This is a genomic window from Paenibacillus sp. FSL P2-0136, from assembly GCF_037975325.1.
Taxonomy (GTDB): Bacteria; Bacillota; Bacilli; order Paenibacillales; family Paenibacillaceae; genus Paenibacillus_AQ; species Paenibacillus_AQ silagei.
Genome location: NZ_CP150244.1, coordinates 4,193,380 through 4,219,120, shown reverse-complemented (window position 1 = coordinate 4,219,120; position 25,741 = coordinate 4,193,380). Strand labels below are relative to the sequence as shown.

At 37.8% G+C, this 25,741-nt stretch carries 26 protein-coding genes and 1 pseudogene; 23 read left to right on the top strand and 4 right to left on the bottom strand.

Annotation, left to right across the window (positions count from 1 at the left end; translation table 11 throughout):
* The first annotated feature begins 3 nt into the window (after window positions 1-3).
* From NYE26_RS17855 to NYE26_RS17835, 5 genes are all read left to right on the top strand, one after another.
* A complete protein-coding gene (locus tag NYE26_RS17855) occupies window positions 4-720 on the top strand; it encodes a metallophosphoesterase family protein (protein WP_339249118.1) in 717 nt (238 codons plus the stop codon).
* Window positions 717-1,409: an SAM-dependent methyltransferase gene (locus tag NYE26_RS17850; protein ID WP_339249117.1), complete on the top strand. Its 693-nt coding sequence runs from the start codon at window positions 717-719 to the stop codon at window positions 1,407-1,409. The genes NYE26_RS17855 and NYE26_RS17850 overlap by 4 nt, the downstream gene beginning before the upstream one ends.
* Before the next feature lie 104 nt (window positions 1,410-1,513).
* Window positions 1,514-2,440: a hypothetical protein gene (locus tag NYE26_RS17845; RefSeq protein ID WP_339249116.1), complete on the top strand. Its 927-nt coding sequence runs from the start codon at window positions 1,514-1,516 to the stop codon at window positions 2,438-2,440.
* Between the two features lie 95 nt (window positions 2,441-2,535).
* Window positions 2,536-3,084, top strand: coding sequence for a putative immunity protein (locus tag NYE26_RS17840; RefSeq protein WP_339249115.1), 549 nt, complete (start codon window positions 2,536-2,538; stop codon window positions 3,082-3,084).
* 180 nt (window positions 3,085-3,264) lie between these two features.
* Window positions 3,265-4,119, top strand: a complete 855-nt coding sequence (locus NYE26_RS17835; protein ID WP_339249114.1) for a DUF1648 domain-containing protein — start codon at window positions 3,265-3,267, stop codon at window positions 4,117-4,119.
* Window positions 4,120-4,255: 136 nt separating this feature from the next.
* Here the strand turns inward: NYE26_RS17835 and NYE26_RS17830 are convergent, their stop codons facing one another.
* Window positions 4,256-4,738 (bottom strand): effector binding domain-containing protein, encoded by a 483-nt coding sequence (locus NYE26_RS17830; RefSeq protein WP_339249113.1) that lies wholly within the window; start codon window positions 4,736-4,738, stop codon window positions 4,256-4,258.
* 99 nt (window positions 4,739-4,837) lie between these two features.
* On the opposite strand from NYE26_RS17830, the gene NYE26_RS17825 reads away from it, so the two are divergent.
* The 6 genes from NYE26_RS17825 (at window position 4,838) to NYE26_RS17800 (ending at window position 9,368) form a co-directional block, all read left to right on the top strand.
* A complete protein-coding gene (locus tag NYE26_RS17825; protein WP_339249111.1) occupies window positions 4,838-5,764 on the top strand; it encodes a YafY family protein in 927 nt (308 codons plus the stop codon).
* 71 nt (window positions 5,765-5,835) lie between these two features.
* Window positions 5,836-6,501, top strand: coding sequence for a hypothetical protein (locus NYE26_RS17820; protein ID WP_339249109.1), 666 nt, complete (start codon window positions 5,836-5,838; stop codon window positions 6,499-6,501).
* A gap of 32 nt (window positions 6,502-6,533) precedes the next feature.
* The gene (locus NYE26_RS17815) at window positions 6,534-6,857 is read left to right on the top strand and encodes a hypothetical protein (protein ID WP_339257524.1); all 324 of its coding nucleotides are present in this window, start codon (window positions 6,534-6,536) and stop codon (window positions 6,855-6,857) included.
* 14 nt (window positions 6,858-6,871) lie between these two features.
* Window positions 6,872-7,393: a hypothetical protein gene (locus NYE26_RS17810; RefSeq protein WP_339249108.1), complete on the top strand. Its 522-nt coding sequence runs from the start codon at window positions 6,872-6,874 to the stop codon at window positions 7,391-7,393.
* Complete coding sequence (locus tag NYE26_RS17805; RefSeq protein ID WP_339249107.1) at window positions 7,378-8,007, top strand: hypothetical protein; 630 nt, start codon at window positions 7,378-7,380, stop codon at window positions 8,005-8,007. Before NYE26_RS17810 ends, NYE26_RS17805 begins: the two co-directional genes overlap by 16 nt.
* Entirely contained in the window at window positions 7,992-9,368 is a 1,377-nt protein-coding gene (locus tag NYE26_RS17800; RefSeq protein WP_339249106.1) for an ADP-ribosylglycohydrolase family protein, read from the top strand. Before NYE26_RS17805 ends, NYE26_RS17800 begins: the two co-directional genes overlap by 16 nt.
* A gap of 57 nt (window positions 9,369-9,425) precedes the next feature.
* Here the strand turns inward: NYE26_RS17800 and NYE26_RS17795 are convergent, their stop codons facing one another.
* Both NYE26_RS17795 and NYE26_RS17790 read right to left on the bottom strand, forming a co-directional pair.
* Window positions 9,426-9,743, bottom strand: a complete 318-nt coding sequence (locus NYE26_RS17795) for a hypothetical protein (RefSeq protein WP_339249104.1) — start codon at window positions 9,741-9,743, stop codon at window positions 9,426-9,428.
* Window positions 9,744-9,804: 61 nt separating this feature from the next.
* The gene (locus NYE26_RS17790) at window positions 9,805-10,677 is read right to left on the bottom strand and encodes a M12 family metallo-peptidase (protein WP_339249103.1); all 873 of its coding nucleotides are present in this window, start codon (window positions 10,675-10,677) and stop codon (window positions 9,805-9,807) included.
* Between the two features lie 480 nt (window positions 10,678-11,157).
* On the opposite strand from NYE26_RS17790, the gene NYE26_RS17785 reads away from it, so the two are divergent.
* Complete coding sequence (locus NYE26_RS17785; protein WP_339249101.1) at window positions 11,158-15,000, top strand: AAA domain-containing protein; 3,843 nt, start codon at window positions 11,158-11,160, stop codon at window positions 14,998-15,000.
* A 177-nt stretch (window positions 15,001-15,177) separates the two neighbouring features.
* Here NYE26_RS17785 and NYE26_RS17780 read toward each other — a convergent pair whose 3' ends face one another.
* Entirely contained in the window at window positions 15,178-15,396 is a 219-nt protein-coding gene (locus NYE26_RS17780; protein ID WP_339249100.1) for a helix-turn-helix transcriptional regulator, read from the bottom strand.
* Between the two features lie 264 nt (window positions 15,397-15,660).
* On the opposite strand from NYE26_RS17780, the gene NYE26_RS17775 reads away from it, so the two are divergent.
* The 11 genes and pseudogenes from NYE26_RS17775 to NYE26_RS17725 all read left to right on the top strand — a co-directional run bounded on the left by NYE26_RS17775 (window position 15,661) and on the right by NYE26_RS17725 (window position 25,483).
* Window positions 15,661-17,469 (top strand): copper amine oxidase N-terminal domain-containing protein, encoded by a 1,809-nt coding sequence (locus NYE26_RS17775; protein WP_339249098.1) that lies wholly within the window; start codon window positions 15,661-15,663, stop codon window positions 17,467-17,469.
* A 156-nt stretch (window positions 17,470-17,625) separates the two neighbouring features.
* Window positions 17,626-17,808 (top strand): annotated as a pseudogene (locus NYE26_RS17770) (DUF255 domain-containing protein); the annotation flags it as partial.
* Window positions 17,809-18,121: 313 nt separating this feature from the next.
* Window positions 18,122-19,198 carry a hypothetical protein gene (locus NYE26_RS17765; RefSeq protein WP_339249096.1) on the top strand — a complete coding sequence of 359 codons (1,077 nt, stop codon included), beginning with the start codon at window positions 18,122-18,124 and terminating at the stop codon, window positions 19,196-19,198.
* Between the two features lie 309 nt (window positions 19,199-19,507).
* Window positions 19,508-20,032 (top strand): hypothetical protein, encoded by a 525-nt coding sequence (locus tag NYE26_RS17760; RefSeq protein ID WP_339249094.1) that lies wholly within the window; start codon window positions 19,508-19,510, stop codon window positions 20,030-20,032.
* 466 nt (window positions 20,033-20,498) lie between these two features.
* Window positions 20,499-20,660, top strand: coding sequence for a DUF255 domain-containing protein (locus NYE26_RS17755; RefSeq protein WP_339249092.1), 162 nt, complete (start codon window positions 20,499-20,501; stop codon window positions 20,658-20,660).
* A gap of 304 nt (window positions 20,661-20,964) precedes the next feature.
* Entirely contained in the window at window positions 20,965-21,477 is a 513-nt protein-coding gene (locus NYE26_RS17750; RefSeq protein ID WP_339249090.1) for a hypothetical protein, read from the top strand.
* 94 nt (window positions 21,478-21,571) lie between these two features.
* Complete coding sequence (locus NYE26_RS17745; RefSeq protein WP_339249089.1) at window positions 21,572-22,411, top strand: DUF5677 domain-containing protein; 840 nt, start codon at window positions 21,572-21,574, stop codon at window positions 22,409-22,411.
* A gap of 37 nt (window positions 22,412-22,448) precedes the next feature.
* Window positions 22,449-23,084, top strand: a complete 636-nt coding sequence (locus NYE26_RS17740; RefSeq protein ID WP_339249087.1) for a hypothetical protein — start codon at window positions 22,449-22,451, stop codon at window positions 23,082-23,084.
* Between the two features lie 140 nt (window positions 23,085-23,224).
* The gene (locus tag NYE26_RS17735) at window positions 23,225-23,671 is read left to right on the top strand and encodes a hypothetical protein (protein WP_209992670.1); all 447 of its coding nucleotides are present in this window, start codon (window positions 23,225-23,227) and stop codon (window positions 23,669-23,671) included.
* 218 nt (window positions 23,672-23,889) lie between these two features.
* On the top strand, window positions 23,890-24,468 hold the full coding sequence (locus tag NYE26_RS17730) for a hypothetical protein (RefSeq protein WP_339249086.1): 579 nt from the start codon (window positions 23,890-23,892) through the stop codon (window positions 24,466-24,468).
* A 91-nt stretch (window positions 24,469-24,559) separates the two neighbouring features.
* Window positions 24,560-25,483 (top strand): hypothetical protein, encoded by a 924-nt coding sequence (locus NYE26_RS17725; protein ID WP_339249084.1) that lies wholly within the window; start codon window positions 24,560-24,562, stop codon window positions 25,481-25,483.
* Window positions 25,484-25,741: the final 258 nt, after the last annotated feature.

The following is a 25,741-nucleotide window of genomic DNA, read 5'->3' as shown; positions in this document are numbered from 1 at the left end:
TCTATGATCTACATAACAGGCGACATTCACGGTTCCATCAGTGTGGCCAGCCGTTTTAATTCAAGGAATTTCCCTGAAGGCAGGACGCTGACGAAGCAGGATTATGTCATAATCGTAGGGGATTTCGGCTTGTTGTGGGCAGATGATGCGGAGGATCGCTTTTGGCTAAAATGGCTGACTGAGAAACCATGGACCACCCTGTTCATTGATGGGAATCATGAGAACTTTGATCTGCTTGAATCCTATCCCGTATCCGAATGGAACGGCGGTCGGGTGCATCACATTACTCCTAGTATCATTCATTTAATGCGCGGCCAAGTCTTTGAGATTGAAGGCAAGAGCTTTTTCACCTTTGGCGGGGCGGCTTCACATGACAAGGAGTACAGGAAGGCTGGTGTATCCTGGTGGGAACGCGAAATGCCAAGCCTGGAAGAATACCAGGAAGGCATCCGCAATCTGGAAAAGAACCAGTGGAGAGTGGACTATGTGTTGACGCACACTTGCTCCTATGATGCGCTTCAGTGGATCAAAGGGCGCTATCATACGAATGTGGAAGCAGATCCAATACATACGTATTTCAACGAAATTAAGTTCAAACTGCATTATGGGAAATGGTACTTTGGGCATTTTCATCATTATGCAGAGCTGCCGGATGAACAGGTGTTGTTGTATGAGGACAGGGTAAGATTAGATGAGCAGAGGAAAGGTGAGCTGAGATGAGCAAAGAGGTTAAGTTGGATTTGAGCCGTATCGTGTTTATTGGACGTACATTTGAAGAATATATGTCCATGTTTAACTTAACACAGGCGGAATTGAAGGGACGGTCCATTCTGGATTGCCCCGCTGGAGCATGTTCGTTCACGGCGCACGCGAATAAACAGGGTGCCGATGTAACGGCAACGGATATCGCTTATTTTCATGATTATGAGGATCTTCACACAAAAGGCCTGAAAGACTTGGAACACGCCATGACCAAAATGGAAAGTGCCCAAACCAACTACGTATGGGATTATTTCCAATCCGTTGACGAACTGAAACAACATCGATCCCGCGCCTTAACTGATTGTGCAGAGGATATGAAAAAACATCCCGAGCGTTACATTGCATCCGCATTGCCCTCGCTCCCATTCAAGAATAAGCAATTTGATATGACACTGTCTGCACACTTTTTGTTTATGTATTCAGATCGTCTGGATTTTGATTTCCATAGGAAGGCGATTCAAGAGTTACTTCGGGTAACCAAACAGGAAATTCGGATTTTTCCTTTAGTCAGCCTTTCAGGAGAGAGATATCGTCAATTGGATGAGCTGCTCACCTTCTTACATCAACAGGGTTGTTCAACTGAAGAAATAACGGCCCGGTACGAGTTTCAAAAGGGAGCAAACAGCATGTTGAAGATCACTCTTTAGATAGCTTCGCCATACTTCCGCCATGTTCTGGTTCCATCTACTCTGACATAATACGGTAATAGAACAGAGGATGGTTTTACACCAGCTCTTAAGGAGGAATTGGCATGTTTCATAAAACAGTGACGCTGCAGCCTTTTGCAGATATTTCGATGTATACTAAAGGGTTCAAGATCGTCTCGGCTCAATTAGGTGGAGATGGCTGCGTATATGTCCTGCTGATTAACCAGATCCCGGAACGGAAACGAGGAATGTTCGTCCAACCGGCTCTGCAGCAACCGCATACCTACAAGGTTCTGATGGTAGAAAGTAAAGATTATATCGATGAAATTACATTTCCGGATCAGCAGTTCAATTATCATTATGTTCAGCCCCTTCGCAGACATCTCCTGCTGGTTGGAGCGCGCTGCTCGTATTATGGTGCAGGCAGATATGATCTGAACGCCAAAGTGTGTGATTATACAGGACGTACCGTTCGTGAGTTCCTGCTTGGAGACGGGATTCAGAATGTTCAAGTGACGGAGAAAGGCACCATCTGGACCAGTTATTTTGACGAAGGCGTGTTCGGGAACAACGGGTGGGATCAGCCTGTCGGTGAACACGGCCTGGTGGCCTGGGATGAGCATGGCAACAAAGTATACGAAGATCATGTATCGGATATTGCCGATTGTTACGCTTTGAATGTTGTCCGTGAAGAGGAGGTCTGGTTTTACTATTATACGGACTTTTTGCTCGGCTGTATCTCAGGCGGACCCACTCAGCCCAAGGTCACATTTATCAATCCTGAGCTTTCCGGTTCGGCCGGGTTCTGCACAGATGGTTATCACTTCTTGTTCGATGGCGGTTACGGCAAACACGGAGACTATTATATCAAAAAACATGAAAAAGCAAGCATGACCAAAGGGCATAAGATACAGTTTCTGAATGAAAAATCCGAGCCGCTTGTGCCAGTCACGCAAGATTTTCGGGAAGATCTTGTGCTGTTCTGTGCAGATGATATGTTGTATCAGGTATCGGTTAAAGAATTGCTGTGATGCTGCGGGTACCTTATGATTGTAATACAATAAGGAATTGAGGCTATGGTTTCGTTTCCAATCAAAACTTTTGTAGTTTAATAGGAGTGAATTCAGTGAAATTAGAAGATTACGCATGGAATAAACATGAGCAAAAATTAAAAGAAGAACAAACAGAATTCAAGCATAGTAAACCTAAAATAAAAATTATAGATAACACCGAATTGCGCAATAAAATTGAAGAGGCTCTTGAAAAAATTCCGCAGAAGTTAGTTGCTCAATGGACTTTAAAAGTAGCAACTCCGTACTTGGATTACTTAGATGACCATTTAAAAAATGACTCACGAATACATTTAGGGATAGAAACTTTACAAAAACGAATAGACGGAAGCATTAGAGCCTCCGATTTACGGAAAGTTGGATTTGTAGTCAATGAATTGGCGAAAGAATCCAAATCAGACGTTAGCAAGTATTCTGCACGTTCATTTGCCCAAGCCATTGCAACAGGACATATGAGAGGACATGCTTTAGTTAGCAGTGATTACGCAATAAAGGCAACAAATGTATTAACTGATAACTCCACAGATTCTTCAACAAAGGAGAGGGAAAGACAATTGAATTTAATACATGAAGTAATTCTAACGCCTCCAGATCTTAAAGCTTGAAGCATTACACCGAAGAAGGTATGCTGCCGATAGGCCTCGGATGAAACTTTCTTAGCATGTGACACGTACACCATAGGGGGATTGCATTATGCGGAAATTGAGGGCTTCAACTTCTATTGAGTATAAGATCACTTTCGAGGACTATGTAAAATAATACGTATGTAGAATGAGGTGAACGATATGATGATACTGCCTGTTATAATTTTTATCTTAGTATTTGTACCTTCCATTGTATTCATCGTGAGTATGCCTTATTTAACAAAAGAGACGATTAGTTTCGGAGTCACCGTCAACGCTGTCCAATTCCACAGTGAGCCGCTGCGTCAGATGCGGAAGTCGTATGCTAGGATTAGTGCAATTTTACATACCATCCTGTTCATAGTTGGCATCCTATGCCTAATCTACAGCGATGAACATTCGAGGCAAATCAGTTGGGTCATTATCTCCTATGCACTAGCCATCCTCGTAATCTCCCTGGTTATTAACTTTAGGTATCATTTGAAAATGAAAAGCGTACTGCCTATGCTGCCTGCTGCTCCCGAATCATCGGTCATGGAACCAGGATTGCGGAACGGAAATGTTGGCCTGCCCAGTCATTGGTTCCTCATTCATGCTGTTATTGTTGTGGTTAGTATTGTAACAGTGCTGCGCAACTATGATCTGATTCCTGACCAGCTTCCGGTCCATTTCAACGGCAGTTGGACCGTAGATCGCTATATAGATAAATCTTATAGTATCGTGTTTATGCCTACGATCATGCAGGTGTTAGGAATCCTTCTGTTCATATATGAATATTGGAGAATGCGCAGAGGGAAGCAGCAGGTTAGGGAAGACTTAACTTACCGCCGTGCCTGGTCGAATTTTATGATTACAGCAAGCTTCTTGTTCGTTATCCTGTTATCCGTAGTGCAGCTAAATATGACGTCTCTGCTTAATATTAATTTTGTTATCCCCGTTGTCCTAAGCATAATTTCCTTTATCATCCTATACGCCTGCGCCTTAACGTACTGGGCTGGTCAGCGCGAAAGCCGCTAGATATGAGCAGATGGTTGAGCGCTGGATCAGCCACACCTCAAATTCTGAGTACCGCTGATCCAACACGCTCCAACGTAACGAAGCTGCTTCTACCTACAGCCCAATGTTATTTCCTCAAGCTTAATCCTCAATTTGCCTACCGCTTCTTCACCGGCACCCATACTTCAACTTCGGCATCCATTGAGTTGCCATTGGTTAGTACCTCCGCGATCGGGTGTCCGGTATACACATACTCATAATTATCGTTCAGGATGGAACCGAATGCCTCATCCTCCAGCCGGTCAAACGCAAGGCGCGACAACCCGCCCTGACCTGACAACACCAAATACTCTCCTCCTGGAAAAAGCACTTCAACCGCTGCATCCGGCTGGGGCCTGGGCGACTGAACTCCTGCAACATACAGGATCTTTCCATCTTCCTGGGCAATGGCGGCGAAGCCGTAGGGACTCTCAGATAAGGGACGCAGGGAGGCCATGGAGCCGTTCTCCAGCGTGCTTTTGAAAAAAGCCGTTTTGAGCGGAGAATACGCTGGATCGTGCACTGCTCCATCTTCACTTAGGGTGGCCTTGAACCCAATGATGCGGAATGCTTCCTTCGTTTCAATTCTGGTCGAAATCATGACAATGTACCTCCTGGATAGTGGGATTGGTGTATTCCAAGCAAGCATAATCTACCAACTGTGACACCTGTATGGCATACTTGATTAGAGGTGGTCATCATGAAAATGGATCGCTTGATTGCGCTAATTATGATCCTGCTGGAGCATGAGCAGATTAGTGCGCGCGAGTTAGCAGAGCGTCTCGAAGTCAGCAGACGAACGATTTACCGGGATATTGAAACGCTGAATAGAGCCGGCCTGCCCATCTATACGCTTATGGGAGCGTGGGGCGGTGTCGGCTTGATGAAATCCTACAAAGTGGGCAAAACCCTGTTCACCCCGCAAGAAATTCAGAACCTGCAGAATGGATTGCACAGCTACAAGCAGCTTTTTGGAAGAAGGGAAATGGTGTATGTAGCGGAGAAGTTGAACGCTCTCTACCCGGACAATGCAGAGGGCCAGCCGAATGCGCCGTTCGTCATGGATCTGTCCTTGAATCAAGGAAACGAGTCGCTGCGCAGCCTGTTCGGGATGATCGAGACGGCGATGAATGAGCACGCTGTGCTGGCTTTTGCGTATACGGATGCGCGGGGGCAGAGCAGTGAACGGCGGGTGGAGCCGTATCAGGTGGTTTTCAAGGAGAGGAGCTGGTACTTGCAAGCCTATTGTCTCGATAAGCAGGACTACCGTATCTTCAAGCTGGCCAGAATGAGCGGTCTCCAAGTGACGAAGGAGCAGTTCGTTCCGAGAGCATTCACCCCTCTCCCCATGGACGGAGGAGATTGGCTGAACCAGGGATGGGTGGAGGTTACGGTCCGGCTGGACCGCTCTGTCATGGATCGGGTGATCGAACGGTTCGGCGCCGACCATATCCTGCGGGTGGATGAACACCACTGCTGGGCCAAGTATCCTATTATTGCGAATGACTATGGCTACGACCGGCTGCTTGCCTTTGGAGATAAATGTGAAGTGCTGGGGCCGCCAGAGATACGAAATGGGTTCAAGGCATATGTGCGGGGGATTATGAGGAAGTATGAGGGGGATTAGCGGTAGATTGGTGAGCGTGGAGGGATGAGATTTCCACATGAAGGTGAATTAAGTTGAACTGGAGGATGCGGATGATGGGGGATGCCGGGATGGTGGAGAAGAAGATTGGAGCGAGCGATTATCTGTCTTTAGCATTGTATGCGTTTGCAGGGTTTGGTCTTGAAGTGGTATTGTTGATGATATTACCATCCGTCTTGGGGGTGAAAAGTTCTGATTATACGCTCCTTCATCAATGTATTCATTGGGGAATTACCTGCTTGTTGTGGGGGAGTATGGCCGTATTTCTGATCCAGCTCTCCAAGCGGAAACACGATTTTGACATCATGAAGTTGAACGCTACACCGGACGCCAGGGGGTGGTTGCTCGCGATTGTGGTTTCGGTGATCGCCATTGCAGCGACTACTGTCGTATGGGAGGGCTTTAAGCCGGTTCAGGAGTACAAGGACGCGGTAAGATTCGTTTTTCAGAATATCTATTACTTATTCGAAGCGGCTCTGATCCTGTTAACGATTGCGTTTGGGCAGAAATTCGGTGAGACTCTTTTCAAAAGAGACGGTCTGCCCTACGGCGGGATGTTCCTCGCACTCACTTGGGGCTTGATCCACATTCTGCTCCAGGGCGGCCCGACGGGGATTTATGCGTTCTTCATGTCACTACTTTACGGAACGATATACATAATGTTGAGAAAGAATGTGCGGTATTCGTATTTGGTGATTGCGGTTGTGTTTATTTTGTGAGGCAGGCTTGGGGAGGGGCTAGGGTGAATGAAATGAATTATTCTATTTGGATTGAAGCTGAAGAATGGGCTGAAGGGGAATGGAACATCGTTGATGGTAACACGGATGCTATAGTAACCTTTGAAGACGGCTCAAGGTGGGTGGCTTCATTTTTTACATACCAGAACATTCAGACACTGGCTGACAAGAATAAACAAACGGGTGAGTGCTTATATGGCAAGTATTTTCGGGGAAGTGATATGGTGCTTGTGGACGAGTGCAGCCGTAGGCGGATTGAAGAGGTGATTGCACATTTTATCACTAGCGGTGACTTTGAAATGATGTTTAGCAGGTGTGAAGAGGATAGTTTAGAGTAAATGAAGGTGATGTTATGGCTGATGATAGACGAGTAAAGTTAGAGGGATTAATTAAGAACAACAAAATAAAGCAAGCGAAACGACAGCTCACGCGTGACTTGAAAAAGTACTACGACATTGACCTTGCAGAAAAGGATTACGTTGATTATCAACTGTCTGAGGAATTCCGTAAAAAAGTGTATGGGCGTATTAAAACGGATGAAATCCAAATTTTGAAGTTCCAGTACGATCAAGAAATGCTTAAATCGCAGATTGATTTTATATTCGATTATTTTATGAGATACGAGAATACAGTAGTGTTATTTTACCCGTCTACTTTTACGTTTGGTTCAAATCTAAGGACTGGCGATCAGCTATATTTGAATTATCCGCTTGCTGTAGCAGTTCCACTGCGGGATTGTAGAGAAATGATTATGAAGTTAATGTCTGAAATGCACAATGACTTGATTGTGGTATCGGAGGAATTGGGCTTTGGATTTGTTCTGAGCGAGGATGAATATTCAGATGTGACGATAGAGTATTGGGAGAAATCCTAGAAGAGGTGAAAGTAATAGTGTCTAAGCACCCAGTATTTGAGATCAAGTATGAGTTGCTTGAAGATCAGGTAGAGGAACTGAGGGCGGTGGATACAGCGACATTTGATAAAGAGTGGCATCAGATCTATGGGCCATTTACCATGATTGTAGACGGACATGAATTCATTCCATACCCGTCTCCAGACATGCCTTTATCAGCAAAAGATCTGTATTCTGAACTCATTCTAACCAATTTAGATCTGCTTGTTGATGCCTGCAACTACTTAAATTCGCATAAATACTTAGCTTTGAAGTATGTTGAAAATTGCTGGACCTGGTTAGAAATACAAGTTGATGATGAGGTTCTAATCTTAAGCGAGTTAAATGATGAAATACCCTATAGATATTTAATTCAAACGGATAAGTTCCTATTGATAGATGCACCATACGGGTCATTCTCAAATATTAGAGTACACAAAAGTGAATTTATAAATGAGATAAGAACTAAAATTATTGAATTTATTAAGGAGATTCAAGCGATAAACAGTGAACTTTTGAAATCTGTTTATTTTTCTAAGTTGTTGGGGTTTTGTGACAATCATAATAAAGGAGATACAACATGCTACCATCACTAACGTTTCTAAAACATCAATTAGAGGGAATTCTGCGTAATAAATTTGCACAGGGGCATCAAACCTCCGGTTATTTAGCCCGGTTGGAACAGCTTCCGGCAAGCTATGATGCTTATCTGGAATTCGCCCATAGTTTGGCTGACATTCCAATGCGGGACAACTGGCCTTACTATGAGCCGGACGATTTGGAGGAGATATGGCGGGAATGTGACCTGGATAGACCTTTAGGCCAGATCGGAGTCTTGAATCTGAAGGACAGTGCCAAGCGTGTAGAGGCAGGCTTCCTCGCTTCAGTCTGTGGTTCAATGCTGGGCAAGCCGATTGAGGTCAATCCCACCTTGTCGGAATTACGTCAAGCGTTAACCTCTGTAGGGGAATGGCCGCTGAATGATTATATTTCGGAAGAAGCGCTCCATGCGTTGGATCGTCGTCATTGGTCCTGGTTCGAGACGACACGGGGGCGGATTCGCTATGTGGCGCCTGATGATGATATCAACTACACCTTAATGGGAATGATGGCGTTAGAGCAATTCGGTAAGGGGTTTACGAAAAGAAACCTAAGAGATTTATGGATAAATCATCTCCCGATAAGTACAACTTGGGGGCCGGAGAGGGCCATCCTGGTTCGGTCGGGGATTAGCTATTTGGAGCATGACCGGGAATTATTCAATCATTCGGAAATAGAGGCTTGGCCCGACTTCCTGGTGCAAGATACAGAATTATGCGGGGCGGCGATTCGTGCAGATGCTTACGGTTATGCCTGTCCTGGTCAACCCGCTCTTGCGGCCGAGCTGGCTTGGCGTGATGCCAGTTTTACACATCGCCGGACGGGGATTTATGCCACGATGTTCATTGCCGCTGCAATTGCTGCCGCACACGTTCTGCGCGATCCGCTTGAAATAATAAGAACTGCACTGCAATTCGTCCCTAGAAGGAGCCGATTCTATGAGATTACTGCGGATTGTCTCCAGATCGTAGCGAATGCAGATAACTGGCTAGAAGCGTATCAGGGCATCCATCAGAAGTACGCGGATTATTCCCACTGTCAGGTGTATCAGGAAATTGGCACCTTGATAAATACCTTTCGCTTTGCTGACAATGCCGGAGACGGAATATGCAAGCAGGTCATGCAAGGCAACGATACCGACAGCTTCGGAGCAACAGCAGGCTCACTGCTCGGGGTGTATTTCGGCCCGGACAGCTTGGATGCGAGATGGCTTGAGCCTTTCCAGGACCGGATTCATACGGGCTTATCTTATTTTCATGAGCAACAACTCTCCCGCTTGGCTGAGCGCATAGGGCGTTTGCCAGAGCTGCTGCACACAGGTCAGCACAGAATTCAACCTAGCGAGCTGTATGTATGAACGAGGTGAGTAGTCCACCTATCGGAAGAATTTAGGAATGTGTTGAGATGAACATTGTTATTCGCGTAATTTATATTCCCGCCATGCGTTTTCATAATCTTGGCTTTTTATGAAATAACGGTCTTCGAAGTCATTGCTTTTGTAGATTTTAAGACCCAGTTGAATTCCATCTTCTTTGTCAGTTACGTTTCCAGTATCCTCTAGTGTGGTCTCATCCATACTGTCATAAGTAGTGGTATAAAAGTATTTCTTTCCATCAATTGTGAGCCAAGTGACGGGATCGCTATTGGACAAATTATTGCTGCTTGTAGTATTGTCATTTGAGCATCCAATTAAAAGAATACAAACGGATATAATGAAAAGAAGTTTCTTCATAATTTACCCCTCCGAAATTTTTAGAAAGCGCCATAAACTAAGTTTATGGCGCTCACGAAAATTAGTTTATGCTTGTACCATACCACCCAACCCTTACGGCAATTTGATTATAATGGTCTGTATCCCAATATGATGTACTATACATGGTTCCATAATTCATGATGCATAAAGGGGAAGGTCCTGAAATATCGTGTTGTAGCGAATAAAGATGAGAAATTTCATGTTGTAAAGAGTGCCAGTCAGAGTAAACATCATTCTGATCCCAGTTTACTGCATAGCTACCATATATGGGATTGCTAGTTACTTCTTGAGCAGTGCCGGAAATTTGAATACCATAATTATCAACGAAATCAGGTTCGGCTGTAAAACCAATAACAAAGTCATAGCTATTTGATGAATAAGAAGACATTAAATTATTTAGAATTTGTTTACCACTGCTGCCACTGGAATTCCAATATTGATAAGCTGCAACTGTTAAATCAATACCAAAATCTCTGTTGAAAGCATCGTCTGCTCCCTCGACTATACTTTCTGTTAATGACATCCAATTACTATGTTTCGCACGGTATTCTTCATCAACAGCAACTAAGACTCTACATAATCTACCGGAAGAAGCCCGGGAGTTTATATTGTTATCTTCAGTTTCAGTAGTGTTTTTCTCTATAACGTGTGTATCCACAATGTTACCGTTTTCATCATACACCGTAGCAATTGAAGATCTTTCAACAATTGGTGTGTAATTTTCTTGAGAAGTTTTGAACCTATTGTAGTTAATTGGCGGTCCCCCCAATTCTTTATTTGAATAAAGAATCTCCACGTCATTATTTAGGTTTGAAGCTTCTTGTTCATTGCTGCCGGCAAAGCCGGTTGAAGCTAAAGACAATGAGAACAGTAGCAAAGCTGTGGTGGTTAAAAAGAATTTTTTTGTTTTCATGTATGCCTCCTGAAATGGGTAATTATGTAACAAGTAAATATTACCATTATGCTAAAGTTAGGTATATATATAAATCTAATATTGAGTATAGAAAATTATTGAACTAATAGAAAACAGATTACTTTATAGGCATATAGCAAATGTGAAAAAAACTGTTTGTTATTGAAGAGAAATTTCGGAATTTGAAGAAGAACTTTTTACACTAACAGAAGGTATCGCAAAAAATTACTACTCCATTCCCACAACACTGTGGATTGGTATACATGGGGAGGAAGCTGTAGATGGAGAACGAGCCGATCTTCTTATCTGTAGGTTATTTGACTTGTCATTGATGAGATGTTCATGTGAATCCTTTATCATTAAAGATTATGCTAAAAAATAGGAGGAGCTTTTTTATCGGTAACTAACTTTATAGAACATCTTTAAATGTTCTATAATGAAACTATCTTATAGAAATTTGTTTTTTTGGAGGTTAGTTCCTTGTTAGATGCGAGAACCGTACTTAGGTATTTTATTGAATATGAGAAAATGACAGCATTAATGGAAAATTCGCTTTCAAAGGTGGAAGGAGAGCTCTTTAATGATGATCATTTGGGTAATACCAGTACTTTAGAAGAATATTCTTTCCGTAAGAAAGTTACCACTATATTCAAAAAGGTTACGGATTACAAGGATATAAAAAATCAGCTTAAGAAAGGAAAGTACAGCGACGTTGAGCTTACATCTAGTATTGAACTTGTTGTTTCAGGAGAAATGGAGATAGCCGACTTTTTATCCTGGATCTCCTTCGTATACGCGGATAATAGGGTGAATACTGAAGAATTTATAAAAAATTTACTAGTGGATACCACAACAATTTGCTATCCACTTTTAAAGAAAAAAACGAAACAAGAGACAACGATAAAGCCTCTGTTCACGTTTAAGTGCAGATTTGAGGATCAAAAACTTCAGGTGGATAGTTTTTTTATCAATAGAGAAAGCTTAGAAATCATTATCGCTAAGCTCACAAATTGTTCAGCATCTGAGATTGCTGAGCTTGAAAAGACTAACTTACAGGAATTGCTAAGTGCAAATGACTATACACAACAAACGAATATGTTTGAAATCATAAATATTCTGAATAGAGAGCTATCATCAAGATACGGGAAAACCCTTGAACACTTTAAATCTTATGATGGCTGGCAGAAACTTAATCAGGCATTTATTACATATGAAACATTGGAAGACATGACAAGACCGATTTTTCAAAAGGAGATTCAACGTATTATTGAATTAGTTTCAGAGAAAGTAAAGTTTCCAGAGTTGTTGTCGAGTTATTTAATAGGGGGACAATCCACTGTAGAGTATAACAACTCAGAAGAAGGTAAGTTATTTCATTATGGAAGTTATTCTGGTTCTTATCCGATCAACGAGAAGCAGTGGCATACGCTTGATGCAGCTCGAAATTACACTCTTCTATCGGTAAACGGTCCCCCAGGTACAGGGAAAAGCACACTGCTCAAAGAAATTTTTGCCGATAATATGGTTAAAAAAGCAAGGGGGCTGATTGAAATATGGGAGCAGCCATGGGAGCGGTTTAAGGAGAGAAGCAGTGAACTATATCGTTATCCGATCACTGGTAGTGAACGAACTTACTCGATGGTTCTAACTAGCACCAACAATAAAGCCGTGGATAATATTGGGCTAGAGCTACTTAAAGAAGTGGAATACTTTTCTCAATTTGTAACTAACAAAGAAGAAATCGAGCAAATTAACGGCTTCTTTTGCGCAAGATTAGGTAATTCCACTAATAAAGAGTCATTTATTAAGAATTTTGTTCCTATGTTTATTAAAGGGCTGGAAGCTGAATACAACCAATATCTTCTGCCTGAAGTAAAAACTCAATTTAATGATGCATATAACAAACTTGAAAATATGTATGGTGATATAGAGCGATTCATTGAAGGAAGAGAGGAGCTTGTTCGTTTCTATAGTGATAATAAAATAACATTTATAAGCATAACTGAAGATAGATCAAGATTTTTAAGCGAAAGGGAGGGGGCTGAAAAAAGGGTTAATGAACTCGAAATATCAATGAATGATTTGAAGGACAGATATACAGACTCACAACATAATATAAGAAATTTGGAACAGAAAGTGGAAGAAACCAAGTTGCGATTGCGAGTCATACCCGAAGAAATCAAGGAAGGCTACAGCATTTTAGAGAAATATCTAAAGTGGAAGAAGGGGAGTTGGTTTGGGTGGCTTATTCCAAAAAGAAAAGTTTTCTTTAAGGAATATCCATCTGAAACTTATATTGAAAATCGTTTGATCAAGAATAAAGAGGCCGAGGAGCAAGAATTACTTAATAAGCGATTACCATCATGTATAAACGATCTTAATGTTGTGAATTCGACTGTATTAGAGATTCAGGAACAGCTTGCTGATCAAGAAATGGAACAACTGGCTTTGACCCGGGAATTGCAATTTCTTTATAAAGCGATTGAAATGTTGGAATCACAGATGTTAAAGGAACAAGAACTCTTTGATAAATGGGAGTTAGAAAAAATCTCATTAAACAGCAGATTTGACTTTTCGTGCAATCCTATTATTCTAAAAAAACGCCACGAGCTGTATCTACTTTCCTTGAGAGTGACAGAACAGTACATCTTACTACATGCAGAAGAAGTAATACATAACTTGAATTTGATATGTGAAGGCAGCTGGTTCAATCCTTTTTTCAATGAAGGAAACAAGAGAGACATTCAATATGCAAAAGGGATTCAAAGTCTCTGGGACACAATGTTTCTTTGTTTTCCAGTCACCACTTCTACCTTACATTCCTTCGGAGAGAGAACCTTTCATTTGTTGCCGCAACTAATTGACACCTTACTTGTTGATGAAGCGGGTCAGATTATGCCGCATTATTTGAGCAGTCCTTTGTTTCGATCCAGAAGAGCTATAATAGTGGGGGATATTGAGCAATTAGAGCCTATAAGGCTCTTAAAAAGCAATGTGATTGAGCAATTCCAGCCTATACCGGAGACACATCATGATACGCTCTGTGTGCAGCGCAATAGTGCTCAAAGCTACGTTGATCTTAATTCTGATATATACGAATGCGATTACCAAGGAAAGAGAAAAGGAATGATCTTAACCGAGCATCGCCGATGCGAGGAAAGTATAATGTTATTTTCGAATCAATATGTTTATGGAAATATACTTACCATTATTAATAAAGACAACCATGACAAGCTGTTTGAACGAAATTTGGTAGCAATAGACGTACGAGGTTTAAAGGATGGCAGAGCCCACTTTAATCTTTCGGAGGTGCAGGTGTGTAAGAATTTAGTAGATGCTTATGTGAAGGAGTATGGTGAAGATATTAAAGGGCAAATCGGTATTATAACTCCATTTAGTAAACAAAAAGAAAAACTGCAAGCAGCTATTACTGGAGTAGATATCGGAACTGTACATACCTTCCAAGGGCAGGAAAAGAAATATATAATTTTCAGCTCAGTCATCGATAGTAACATTTCGAAAAAACAAGGACTTGCTGCATTTATTGGGGGTCGGTCTAATATGCTAAATGTAGCTTTATCCCGTGCTAAGGAACAGTTTGTGTTGGTTGGAAATCTTGATATTATTTCCAATCTTAAACATAATCATTTGCATCATGTTCTTAGGATTATTATGGACAAGGGTGTAGGTATTAGCCCCTATGACGATCACTTTCATACTGTAAGCTCCGATTTGGAAGCTATTTCCTTTGCGTTGTTTACTACTCCCACTGATAAGATGGAGAATGAAAATGAAGTATTTTCTGCATACATTCGTGAACATATACCGCAACATCTAATTATAACACCAGAAGAACACTATCAGGTATTGATAGAAGCAATGCGTCATGCCACAAAGTCAATAGTCATCTTCTCCCCTTGGATCATGCCGTACGTGGTTAATGAAGAGTTTATTGACATTGTTGAGGCAGCGATGGTTAAAAGCGTGGAGATCCGAATTGGTTTTGGATATAGAGGGGGAAAAGGAATCGATATCCATGATATCAATAGTATTGTTATGAAGGATTATGCATTTGGAAGAAAATCAGATATTGAACTATCAATTTCAAAGCTTAAAGAGGTAATGGGAGAAGCGCTTCAATATATTCCTCCTATTCATTCTAAAATTTTGTTAGTTGATGATAAGTATTTGTTTATAGGTTCTCATAACTGGTTATCCAAGATTGGGAAAGTTAGCAAACGTGATGAAGTGAGTTGTTTGATCGTTGAAGATAGTATGATTCAGTATTTAAAAGAAAGATATATTCATATTAAATTGAAATAAGAAAGTAATATGGAGTTAATATTTACTTTTAGATCCAAAGCTTTTCTTTGATCGGGTATTAAATTGAAGCAATAGTGCCACCGAACAAAAAGCTCATGCGGTTCGCCACTGAGCTTTTTGATCGGTGTCTGTTCTTAGATAATCTTGAACCCTACAGTATTTAAGCATTATGCTAATTTAACTTTTGGAGTAAGGTTTCTTTTGATTCGTTCGGTTAAGTAAATAGTCAGTACTCGTCATATGAAAGTCTGCCAGCTTGATCAGAATCGCCGTAGGGATATCGACATCACCGCGTTCATAATTACTATAAATCCGCTGGCTGCATTGCAAATACTCCGCCATTTGAGTTTGCCTCAAATCCTTATCTTCGCGTAAATCCCGGATACGTTGATACATAATTGAACACCTCCAACGCAAGCATATCTTAGCGAATTATTCGCTAGTTTTGACTTTTGAAACATCTAATAAAACAAAACATGACAATAGAGTAAATTATATACCGCTGACAAATAGATTTATGCTATCCTTCGTAGGAAGGAATACCCAATTATATAGGGAGGAGAGTATCTGGAAATTAGTGATACATAAGGCTTGAAAGCGGCTCAAATTGTTTTAGCGGTCAGATAAAGTGATAAGAAGCATTTTGAAGGGACGATTGTTATGAGAAAAGTAATAGGATTGCTTATTTTTTGCATGATATTTATTAGTTTTTCAGAGATGGGAATTTCAGAAGCCAGCCCAAAATCAAAATATTTAACAAAGGAACAGAGTATCGTACCCCCAGTAACATTTTATGATAGTTATGGAGAGCAGAATAACACATCGCTGAATTTTCTGACCAACGGTACATATGAATGGAAATGGACGATTCGCAGTGCACATCAATTTAGCTTTGATAAATTTTCGGACAAAATGGTTTATTATACGGACTTTAATGATATTTATACTGCAGTTGATGGCGAGGGAAAGAGAAAGTGGATGTTTTTTGATGAACGGGCAAATGTATCTCGCACTGCGCGGGGGACGCTTATTTCCACATTTTATGATCAATCAAGCACCCTTCAGATTATAGATGAAGAACCAACAACTATTACTCAGCATGGATATTTGAAAATATACAATTCAGATGAAACAGTTCGGGCAACTCTAAACTTTGTAAAGCCTAATAGTCCTTTCTCAGACATTTATTGGTTGGATAATAATGAGAATATAATTGTATTGGAACAAACAGGAATAGTTTCTTACAATAAAACCGGACAGAAAAATTGGACGTATGGAACAGATATTTTGGTTTCGGAGGATCGTCTTTTGGGCACCACAACAAATGTAGACGATATTTATTTTTCTGATTTAAACGGGTATCTCATTGTTGAAATAGGCAACAAGAAGATTTTGTTGGATGATCAAGGCAAACTGGTAAATGGCGAGAAAATAGCGGGGAACTTACAAAGCTCATTTATAGATTATGATGATTTCAATAAATGGAAAGGAGGCTCTTATGAAACTGGTGAAGGTGCAAATCTCATTGCAAAAAATTTATCGGGAAAAATAAAATGGAACTATAAATTGAGGAAATATGGACCACCTGAAAATATTGTTGCGAATTCAAAAGGACATGTGTTTTTTTCGGATGTTAACGGTAATATTTATGGATTAGATGAGATGGGAAACGAAATGTTCTGTTTATTACGTAATAATTCAGCGTTGACCCTCACTGAATTACTTGTGGACAATGAGGGCGACTTAATCGGAATTACAGATAATATAGGCATGTTTAAGATAGGTCTGCGGAAAGCTTCAATGCGTATTAATGGAGAGTTATTCAAGCTCACTAAACTGCCTGTTGTGAAAAGTGGAGTTGTATTAGTACCCTATCGCAATGTACTTGAAAGATTGGGGTTCAAAGTAGTAGAGAACCAGAAAACACACGAAATCACAGGGAAATTGGAAAGTAAGGAAATTCGATTTAAGCCAGAGGATAGCACTGTATATCTTAATGGTAAACAGCGGAAACTTACGGTCGGGGCTGAGAGTCACAATGGAACCACTTATATTCCACTTCAACTCATTGCTGAAGTATCAGGGTTGGAAATGGAATGGGATCCAAGTATAAAAGAAGCGCGATTAGGCACAGCAACCAGTCTGGCTCAAAACGCAGTTGAACGATTCTTGCTTCAAGTTGAACAGGGGGATGAGGTAAAGATAAAGAATTCCTTAGTTAAAAGTAATAATTTGAATTTGAAAGTTGCAAAACTTCTTGGAACTCATCAAAGTTTTAAACAAATATATGATCTTAAATCAATCTCTGTTAAAGCCGTTAGTAAAGATGAAATGATTGTGGAAACAGTACAAAGAAATCAGCAATATTTTCAGAAGAATCAAGCAATATTTGATAAAGTAATGACAAATCATTTTACAATTAATCGGATGAAAGACGGACAATGGAAGATCAGTGATTTCGATATATAGGTTTATGTCGATGCAGTCCCAAAACCTAATGAGCATGAATTTCCGGCTTATTAATAAATACTTCTCTGTTGTTTGTAGTCTTTTTCATATCTTGTGCCCTCCCCCACCAAATTGGGTAAACTATCCCTAGACAACACTTTACCCAAATTATCCGAAATGAGGGGACGCCTGGTGACGACTCATAAAACACCCAATAGATTAGCGAACGAAAAATCGCCTTACCTGCTCCAACACGCCCACAACCCCGTGGATTGGTATCCATGGGGAGAGGAGGCTTTTGCCAAAGCGCAGGCAGAGAACAAGCCGATCTTCTTGTCTGTTGGATATAGCACTTGCCATTGATGAGATGTTCGTGTGAATCAATAAAATAATACATAATAAAGCTGCCTTTAATGGTGGTTTTTTTGATTCGCCATACTTGTACCCTGTACATAAATATAAAAATAATGGAAACTGTTGTTAAGAGTATGTAGCATTTACTTGATGAGCGTTGCATGACATTTTGATGTTAGTACAAAGGATAATATTGAGTTAATTCAGTACTCAAAGCCAAGGAAAAGTCACCGTATTTGCTGCAGCATGCACACATCTGGTGAACTGGCTCCCTTAGTTGGTTGGATTAAAATTGAAAATGAAAGGTGTCTGATAACTAATGGATATTGTTGGAAAAACAATTGGCTATTATTCATTTAATACTATAACTAAAGTTAAAATCAAAAAAGCAATGAAAGAGTATAGCATTGTAATTCCAAATAGCATTTATACAAAATACAAAAGTATGCTTGCAATATATGGACTTTCATTTCTAAATGAAGTAGTCAATTATTATAATAATGATTTAGCACTAACAGCAAGCATTTGTACTTCACTTCCTCTAAATGAGAAAACGGAAAAGAAAATCTGTTTTCATTTGGAACATTATTTTTTTAGATTAATAGCATGTTGGGATTATACATTTATTGCATTAAATGAATTTTTACACACAGAACTTATTTCAAGTAAAGATATCAAACAAAAGATTATTGAAGAAAATTTCTTTGTTAGTATTCCTGTTAAAAAAGAAGGTGGATATATAGAAATTTTGAGATTTCCGGTATCAGAAGAAGAAAAAAAAGAAGTTGAAAAGAAATTAAAAAAAGAATTAACTGTGTTAACTCCAGTTAATTTGAAAGTTGCTATTAATAAAAAATATGAAATGACTGATCATATAAGGCAGATATTTGAGCTATATAATAACGAGGATGCTATACAACAAGCAAAGACAATTAGAAATTCGATAGTCCACAGTGATAGTTTAACAAAAAAATTTAGTTTTGAGGTAAGTGATCTATTTAAGGGACAAGTTATTTCTAGCAAGACAATAAGTGATACCCGAAATAAAATTGACTTGATTTTCTCTAGTATGGAAATATTAAAGAGAGCCATTACACTATTAAAGGAAATGATTATATTAGATTTATTTCCAAATAGAATAGAGAATCAATTAAAAGAATATTATTTACATCTTATTAAATGTGAAAAATGTAATGAAGAAAATATTATTATGGCAGACTTTGTTGAAACATTGGACCATAATCCAGTTTGTCTTCATTGTAATTCCGAGAATACAAAACTTATTGAAAAGGTTAAAGTTAGTGAACCCTTTTACGAACAAATTCTAATGAAATTTATCGAGGATACATTGGAGTATTATGACCAAGAATTAGAAGGGATTATTGTTAACGAATGATTTATCCATATCTTATTTGGGGAAATCCCCTGTATTTTCAGCAACGTTAGAGTACCCTTACTGTTTGCACTGGTCTGAAAAATTTCTGTTAAAGCTAAGTAGGAAAACAAGCCCATATAGTAATTTTATGAGTGAAACTAAAGTTATTTGATTTTCCTGCGATTGTATAATAAGAGTAAGGTCTTTGAGTCATATCTAGAATACTGATTTGATTGTATTTAATTGAATTTGAAGATTGGCGAACTTTGTGAATGTTAAGTTATTGTAATTGTAATTATTTAGAAATCAGAATAATAACGAGGTGATATATTGAAGAATGTAGAAGGAATTATTGACGCAACAGCAATTGCTTATTACCTATCATATAAATGCTTGATTGATAAACATATTGAAGTTTGTGATTTTACAAGTGAATATTTTTCAGCTTATTTTGTTCCGGCTATTACAACCGCTGCATTTTCATGTGAACTTGCTTTAAAGAACCTATGTGCGGTTAGTAATGATAAAAGTGTAAAGTCACATGATTTAAATGAATTATTATTTATGCTTGATAAAAGCCAAAAGAATGAAATTGTAAGTAGAACCATTAATGCTTATAATAAAAAGTCCGAAATTCTAAATGTAGCTGATTACATTGATGAGAAGAATTTTTATGAGCTCTTAATTTTCCATAAGAACTCGTTTACAATTTGGCGATATTTCTATGAAGGAAATCCAAGTGTTGACTTGGATTTTATTGAAGCTTTTATGTTTTGTTTAAATAGCGTTGACGATGAATATGAAGAATATATCTTCAATCAATTAAGTAAAAAGATCAGAAATCAATCACAGTGAAGTTATTTCAAGGAGATGAATTTTTCTGAAAACAACATACTCACGCATCGGGCAATAAGAGTTCGGTGTGTAAGAGTGAGCGTTTTACTCCAGTGATTTTAACTGTATTAATACCATACTTCATGAAGACGACCGTAATAACTTTGAAATATCACTTTGACTTTAAATGATTAAATTGTAAAATACTAAAGCCGGATCGAGAATAACTACTAAACTATCTCTGAGGTTCAGTAAGAAACTCTGGAGCATCTTTAATTAAATCTATATTATTAGATAGTATAAAGAATCTGAAACAATTCTGTGTATTAAATATAAGATATAGCTCGAAACAATAGTAAATGAGAAAAGGTATTCCGATCCTCTTGGAGTACCTTTTTTTCTACTCCTGAGCCCTCCACCCACCTTTTTGGGTAAACTAACCTTAAGCAATACTTTACTCAAATTAGCCGAAACGAGGTGATGCCACATGACAACTCACAAAGTACCCAATAGATTAGCCAAGGAAAAGTCGCCGTATCTGCTGCAACACGCATATAATCCGGTGAACTGGTTCCCTTGGTCGGAAGAAGCTTTTGAAGTCGCGAAGCGTGACAACAAGCCAATCTTCCTATCTGTTGGGTATTCGTAGTTGTGGCTTTAAACGACCTGCCACTGATGGGATGTTCGTGTAAATCAATAAAATACTACTAATAAAGCTGCCTTGTGATGGTGGCTTTTTTTATTCGCCATACTTTTGCCCTGTACATAAGCATCGAAATAATGGAAAATATTACTAAAAGTATATAATATCTATATATGATGAATGATTGCATATTTTAAAAATGAAAGCTAGGGGTGATTGTTTGAGAAATTACATTATTGATATTGCAGGTAAGCTGTTAACTTCATAAGAGATACGAGATGTCAGGCTCATTGCCAATAATCGCAAAAATATGTTCTCTGCAATGCTTGAAATCGACACAAAGATTGGCGGTGCAGGAATTCACAACATCAATATTGGAGACACCGGACGATATGAGAGAGAGGACCGAGATATTTTTCGGCCTATTCAATATATTTATGCTTATCTAAAGCTGAAGCTTGGAGATTTTGACTGGGTTACCAGAGAAATAATTCATATGAGTGGATTGCATTTAGAATCAATGATAAAGAGATTATTTACTATCCGTAGGTATCCATTAGGCCAAGCACTTGCCCTTCCTTTAGCAAAGGTAAAATTAGAAAAACATTTGTATGAAACCTTGAAGTTAGTTATCAGACCGTATAATAACGCTAAACATAACTTAGAACAGCACAAAGATACACATTTGTTTGATACAGAGACTGCTTTGCTTTACTATATTGCAGTAAGGAAGACGGCATTAATGCTAATGCCGAGTATACATTTATATACTCCATTTGCCACATGGAATTCAGTAGATTCTGAACCAACAAGTCTAATTTAAGCATCTTCATTTTAAAGATAATTAGAAACGGCGCTTTTTCGCAAAAAAGGGAATAAAAGGTTTTTTTAAATCATAATTGAAAGCGGGAATAATAATGGAAGATAGTCCATTCTTTACGGAAGAATTATTAACGAATATGAATAAATTTTTTGTTGGAGGAGTAGAGCTTTTAAGAGATTTGAACAATGTAGATGAGAAACGAATTAAAAGAAATTATCCATTGTTAGTTTCATTGATTGAGAACTCTAAGTCCATGTCCCTATTGGGTGAATGTAATTTAATAAATGATATGTATATGATAGCTAGGTCCTATGTTGAAAGAATGATTAATTTTATGTATTTACAAGTTTGCGATGAAGCTGAATTAAATTCTTTCCAATTACATACCACCCAGAAAGCATACAGAAGGTTGGATCGTTCAATTGAAACAACAACAGGCAAGGTTCAATTCGTCTATACAGGCAAAGACAGTGTATCTCTTCCAAATTTAAATGAAGCCTTAAATCGATTTACAAGTAAATCTGGTAAAGAAATAACACACTGGACACCAATTTCTTTAGATAAACGAATTGATATTATTAGCGAAAGAACAAATATAGAGCCAAGCATCATGATGATGTGTAATCTAAATATTTATGAGGATGCTTCAGAAGCATTGCACGGCACATTGTATGGTTCTCTATTTCACTTAGGAGTTTTCTCACCAGGGACAAAGTTATCCAATCCTAACGATTTATTGCAACATTATTCTTCCTTAAAGACTACGGTATATTGGACATGTGGATTACTTACCAATGATTTATTGACTTTACTTAACCAAAAGTATTCAAATTTAGAGGGAATATATGCTAAATCTAAAGATAGTACAAATAAAGCTATAGAAATAATGAAAAAGGCAGCAAAATACAATGAAGAAACAAAAGAGTTTGAATAATATCACATATACGCATCGGGTATGGAGGTCATAATATATGAGCTATATAAATTATCGGATTATTAATCCTCTACAGGAAATCAGACTATACGCGAAGTTAGTAGAGGAGCATCTCGAAGAACAAATACATTTGGTTAATCAAAGGTATGCAATTGATTCTTCAATGGAGGACACATGGGAGAGTATTTTTGATGGTAGATTTGAAGAGATTCATAAGTACTCTGGATTACCTGGAATTTTGCGTAATTCACTATTAGTATCAATTTTTTCATATTTTGAAAATCAGTTAGTATTATTAATAAAATCCATTCAAATAAATAATAATATTGAACTGAATTTATCTGATCTTAGAGGAACAGGAGTAGAAAAAACACAAATATATTTAAGAAAGATTTGTGGTGTGGATATTTCATTTGACTCAAAAAATTGGCAATATGTTAAAAATGCCATTCAAATAAGAAATTGTATTGTGCATAATGGTGGAGATATTGAAGAATATTCTAAAAAAACTGAACTTAGAAGAATTATTGGAAAATTGGAGAATGTTTTCGAGGGAGGCAACTATATCATTGTTGTAAACAATAAATTTTGCTTCGAAATTATAGATGTAATGGAACTTATATTGCTAGACTTATACAAGATCTCATTTGAACATGGACTTTTATCAGAATGAATTCCTTGGCGTTTTACTAGACTAAATCAGGTGGATTTTAATAAACTAAAGATGGCGTAAGCGCATCCGGCAAATATGTTAATTAATTCAATGAAGGTTATTACAGAAGTGAAAAAAGTGAAAAATAGGTGGGAGACTCAATGGACAAGTTTGTCGCTAAATTCTTTATGATTCCTTTTTTATATTTTGTTATGTATTCATTAACTTTTTATTATGGAGCACAGGTAGTTGATAAATTGAATACAGTGAACCACCCTTTACGTTTACTTATCGCTGTAGTATTTGTTTCTTCATCTCTATCCTTGGTTTTGACATTCATTATTTTTTTTATATCAAAGAGAATCTGGAACGAACTCACCTTTAGAAGGTGGTATCATTATACACATATTATATTTGTTTACTTCTCTGGTTTAATGTCAGTGTTAGTCGGGATAGAACCTTTACTAGAAAAAGAAAAGCTACTATTAACAGCAATTGATGATAACTTTAAGTTCTCGTTACTTATTTTCTTTGTAATCATCGCTAATTATTCGATTTTTAATAGCTTGATACTCAATGACGATTTTAAATTTAAGGCAATTAAGTAATTAGAAATAATTTAGTTTTGTGATTTTGGCATCTATGTTAATGTACGCCGCTGAAGAGCATGAATACAAGAATGTTACATCAATATTAAGACAATAAAAACTTCCGAGGGGTTGTTGTATAGGAATGAACTTTTTAAATCTCCTAATTACGCCTATTCTGACTACACTAATTATAAACAAACTTTGCATGGTGTATAGATGAAAAAGGGAGGCCGATTATGCCGTTGTTTGTAGTCAATAAGATTCCTCTTACCCTTACTTGGGAAACGGATAGAATACTTCGTGAAGAAATTTACGGAGTTGGTAATGTGATGAAGAGTTATATTGTTAGGTCGAATGAGAAAAATAACACACATAGACTTCAAAAGAAACTATTACATAAGAAATACAGAGAAGACCCTGAAACATTTATTGAGAGGTTTGTGAAGTTTGACTTACGGGGAGAAGAGGCCTGCGAGAACCTGTGGGATATATTGTATGATTATTGTGCGTATTATGGGAGCGGATATCCTTCAGATAAAAGAGATATAGAAGAACAAATATTCGATGAATATAATGAAAGCCAATTCATTTATCCTCAAGGAAAGGTGTTCTATTTGGATCATTATGCTCCGTCACTGAGTTTAAAAGGGAGGTTATTAAGACGGAAGAAGGGAATGATTATTAGAACTCTTATAGATACCAGGAATGTGGTGAGAGTAATTGGAACGGTTGATAAGTTCTTAATAATATTTAACGATAAAATGATAAGATGTAGTGATGAATTTGAAGTTTTTCTTATTAAAAGATCAGAGTGAAACTAAAAGATTAGTTATAGTGGATTATCGGCTTTAACTGGAATGTTAAGCGCGATAAATAAGTATATATGAAAAAATTGGAGTGGAAAATTTGGAAAAGTTTAAAGAGTATATTTTTAATTCAGTTAGAACTGATTTTTCTAAATATCTTGATTTTAAAGATCGTGCAAATACAACTGATACAAAGAAGAGATATATTGATGATCTAGAAGTATATATACAAGACCACTTGGCTTTGAGAATATTGATTGAGGATTATACTGATATTTTTAACAAATCTGATTTAAAAGCCTTTTTAACCTCTAGGAAAAGTACAACTGCTAAATATGCTATTTCAAATCTTTTGCATTTCTATCATTTTAATGAAAAAATCAATGATAGTTTTTTTCTGGAAATCAAAAACGAGTTGAAAAAATATAAAGCTAAAAAACCAAAAGAGCTAGACTTCCTTTCTGCTGATGACTTTAAGTTTATTTTTGGTTCTGCATTAGAACTAATAGATGATAATGAAAAAACAGAAAAACAACAACTAAGATTAATTCTTTTTATGTCTTATAATTACATGTTTGAGCAAAAGCATTTATTCAATTTATTATGGGCTGATGTAGATTTACAAAATAGATTAATAAAGAATGTTAGGTCAACTTCAAAAGGATTAAGCCAAGATAAGTTTGAAATGATAAATGAAATATACGATCTGTTGATTTCATTAAATGGAAGGACAAAAAAGAACAATAATGAATATGTCTTCGATTACATCAGAAAAGATAAGAATTCAATAAATAATTTATTAGGGATATTAAATAATCGACAAAAAAATTATACAAGACTATCTTCCAAGGTTAACTTGCAAAAAATAATTAGGTCTAGAATTTTGTTGGATCTCATCAAATCTGAAGGGAAATCTCTCATTGATTTTTATAATATATTTGGATTGACTAAGGACACTCAAATAACTACTGCAATTAAAGAATATTTAATTCTTGATAAATCGAAGATGAGCAATGAATTTTAATAATGCGGAATTCTTACTGCTAATAAAGTTGTAGGTATTGTGTATTAATTTTTGAAGCGTCTAAACCAAGATGTCTCTGTTAGCCTGAGGGAAATTAAATGATATAGAGAGACTTACGTTATGAAGGCAATACTATATTTGGTGATGCTAGTCTAAGAGAATCATCGAAAATACTTATACTTAATAATCATGATTTTATAATTTGCTAATTTAGATAATACTTAAGAGTTTTAACCGTTTCTTTGTTCTTTGCTTCTC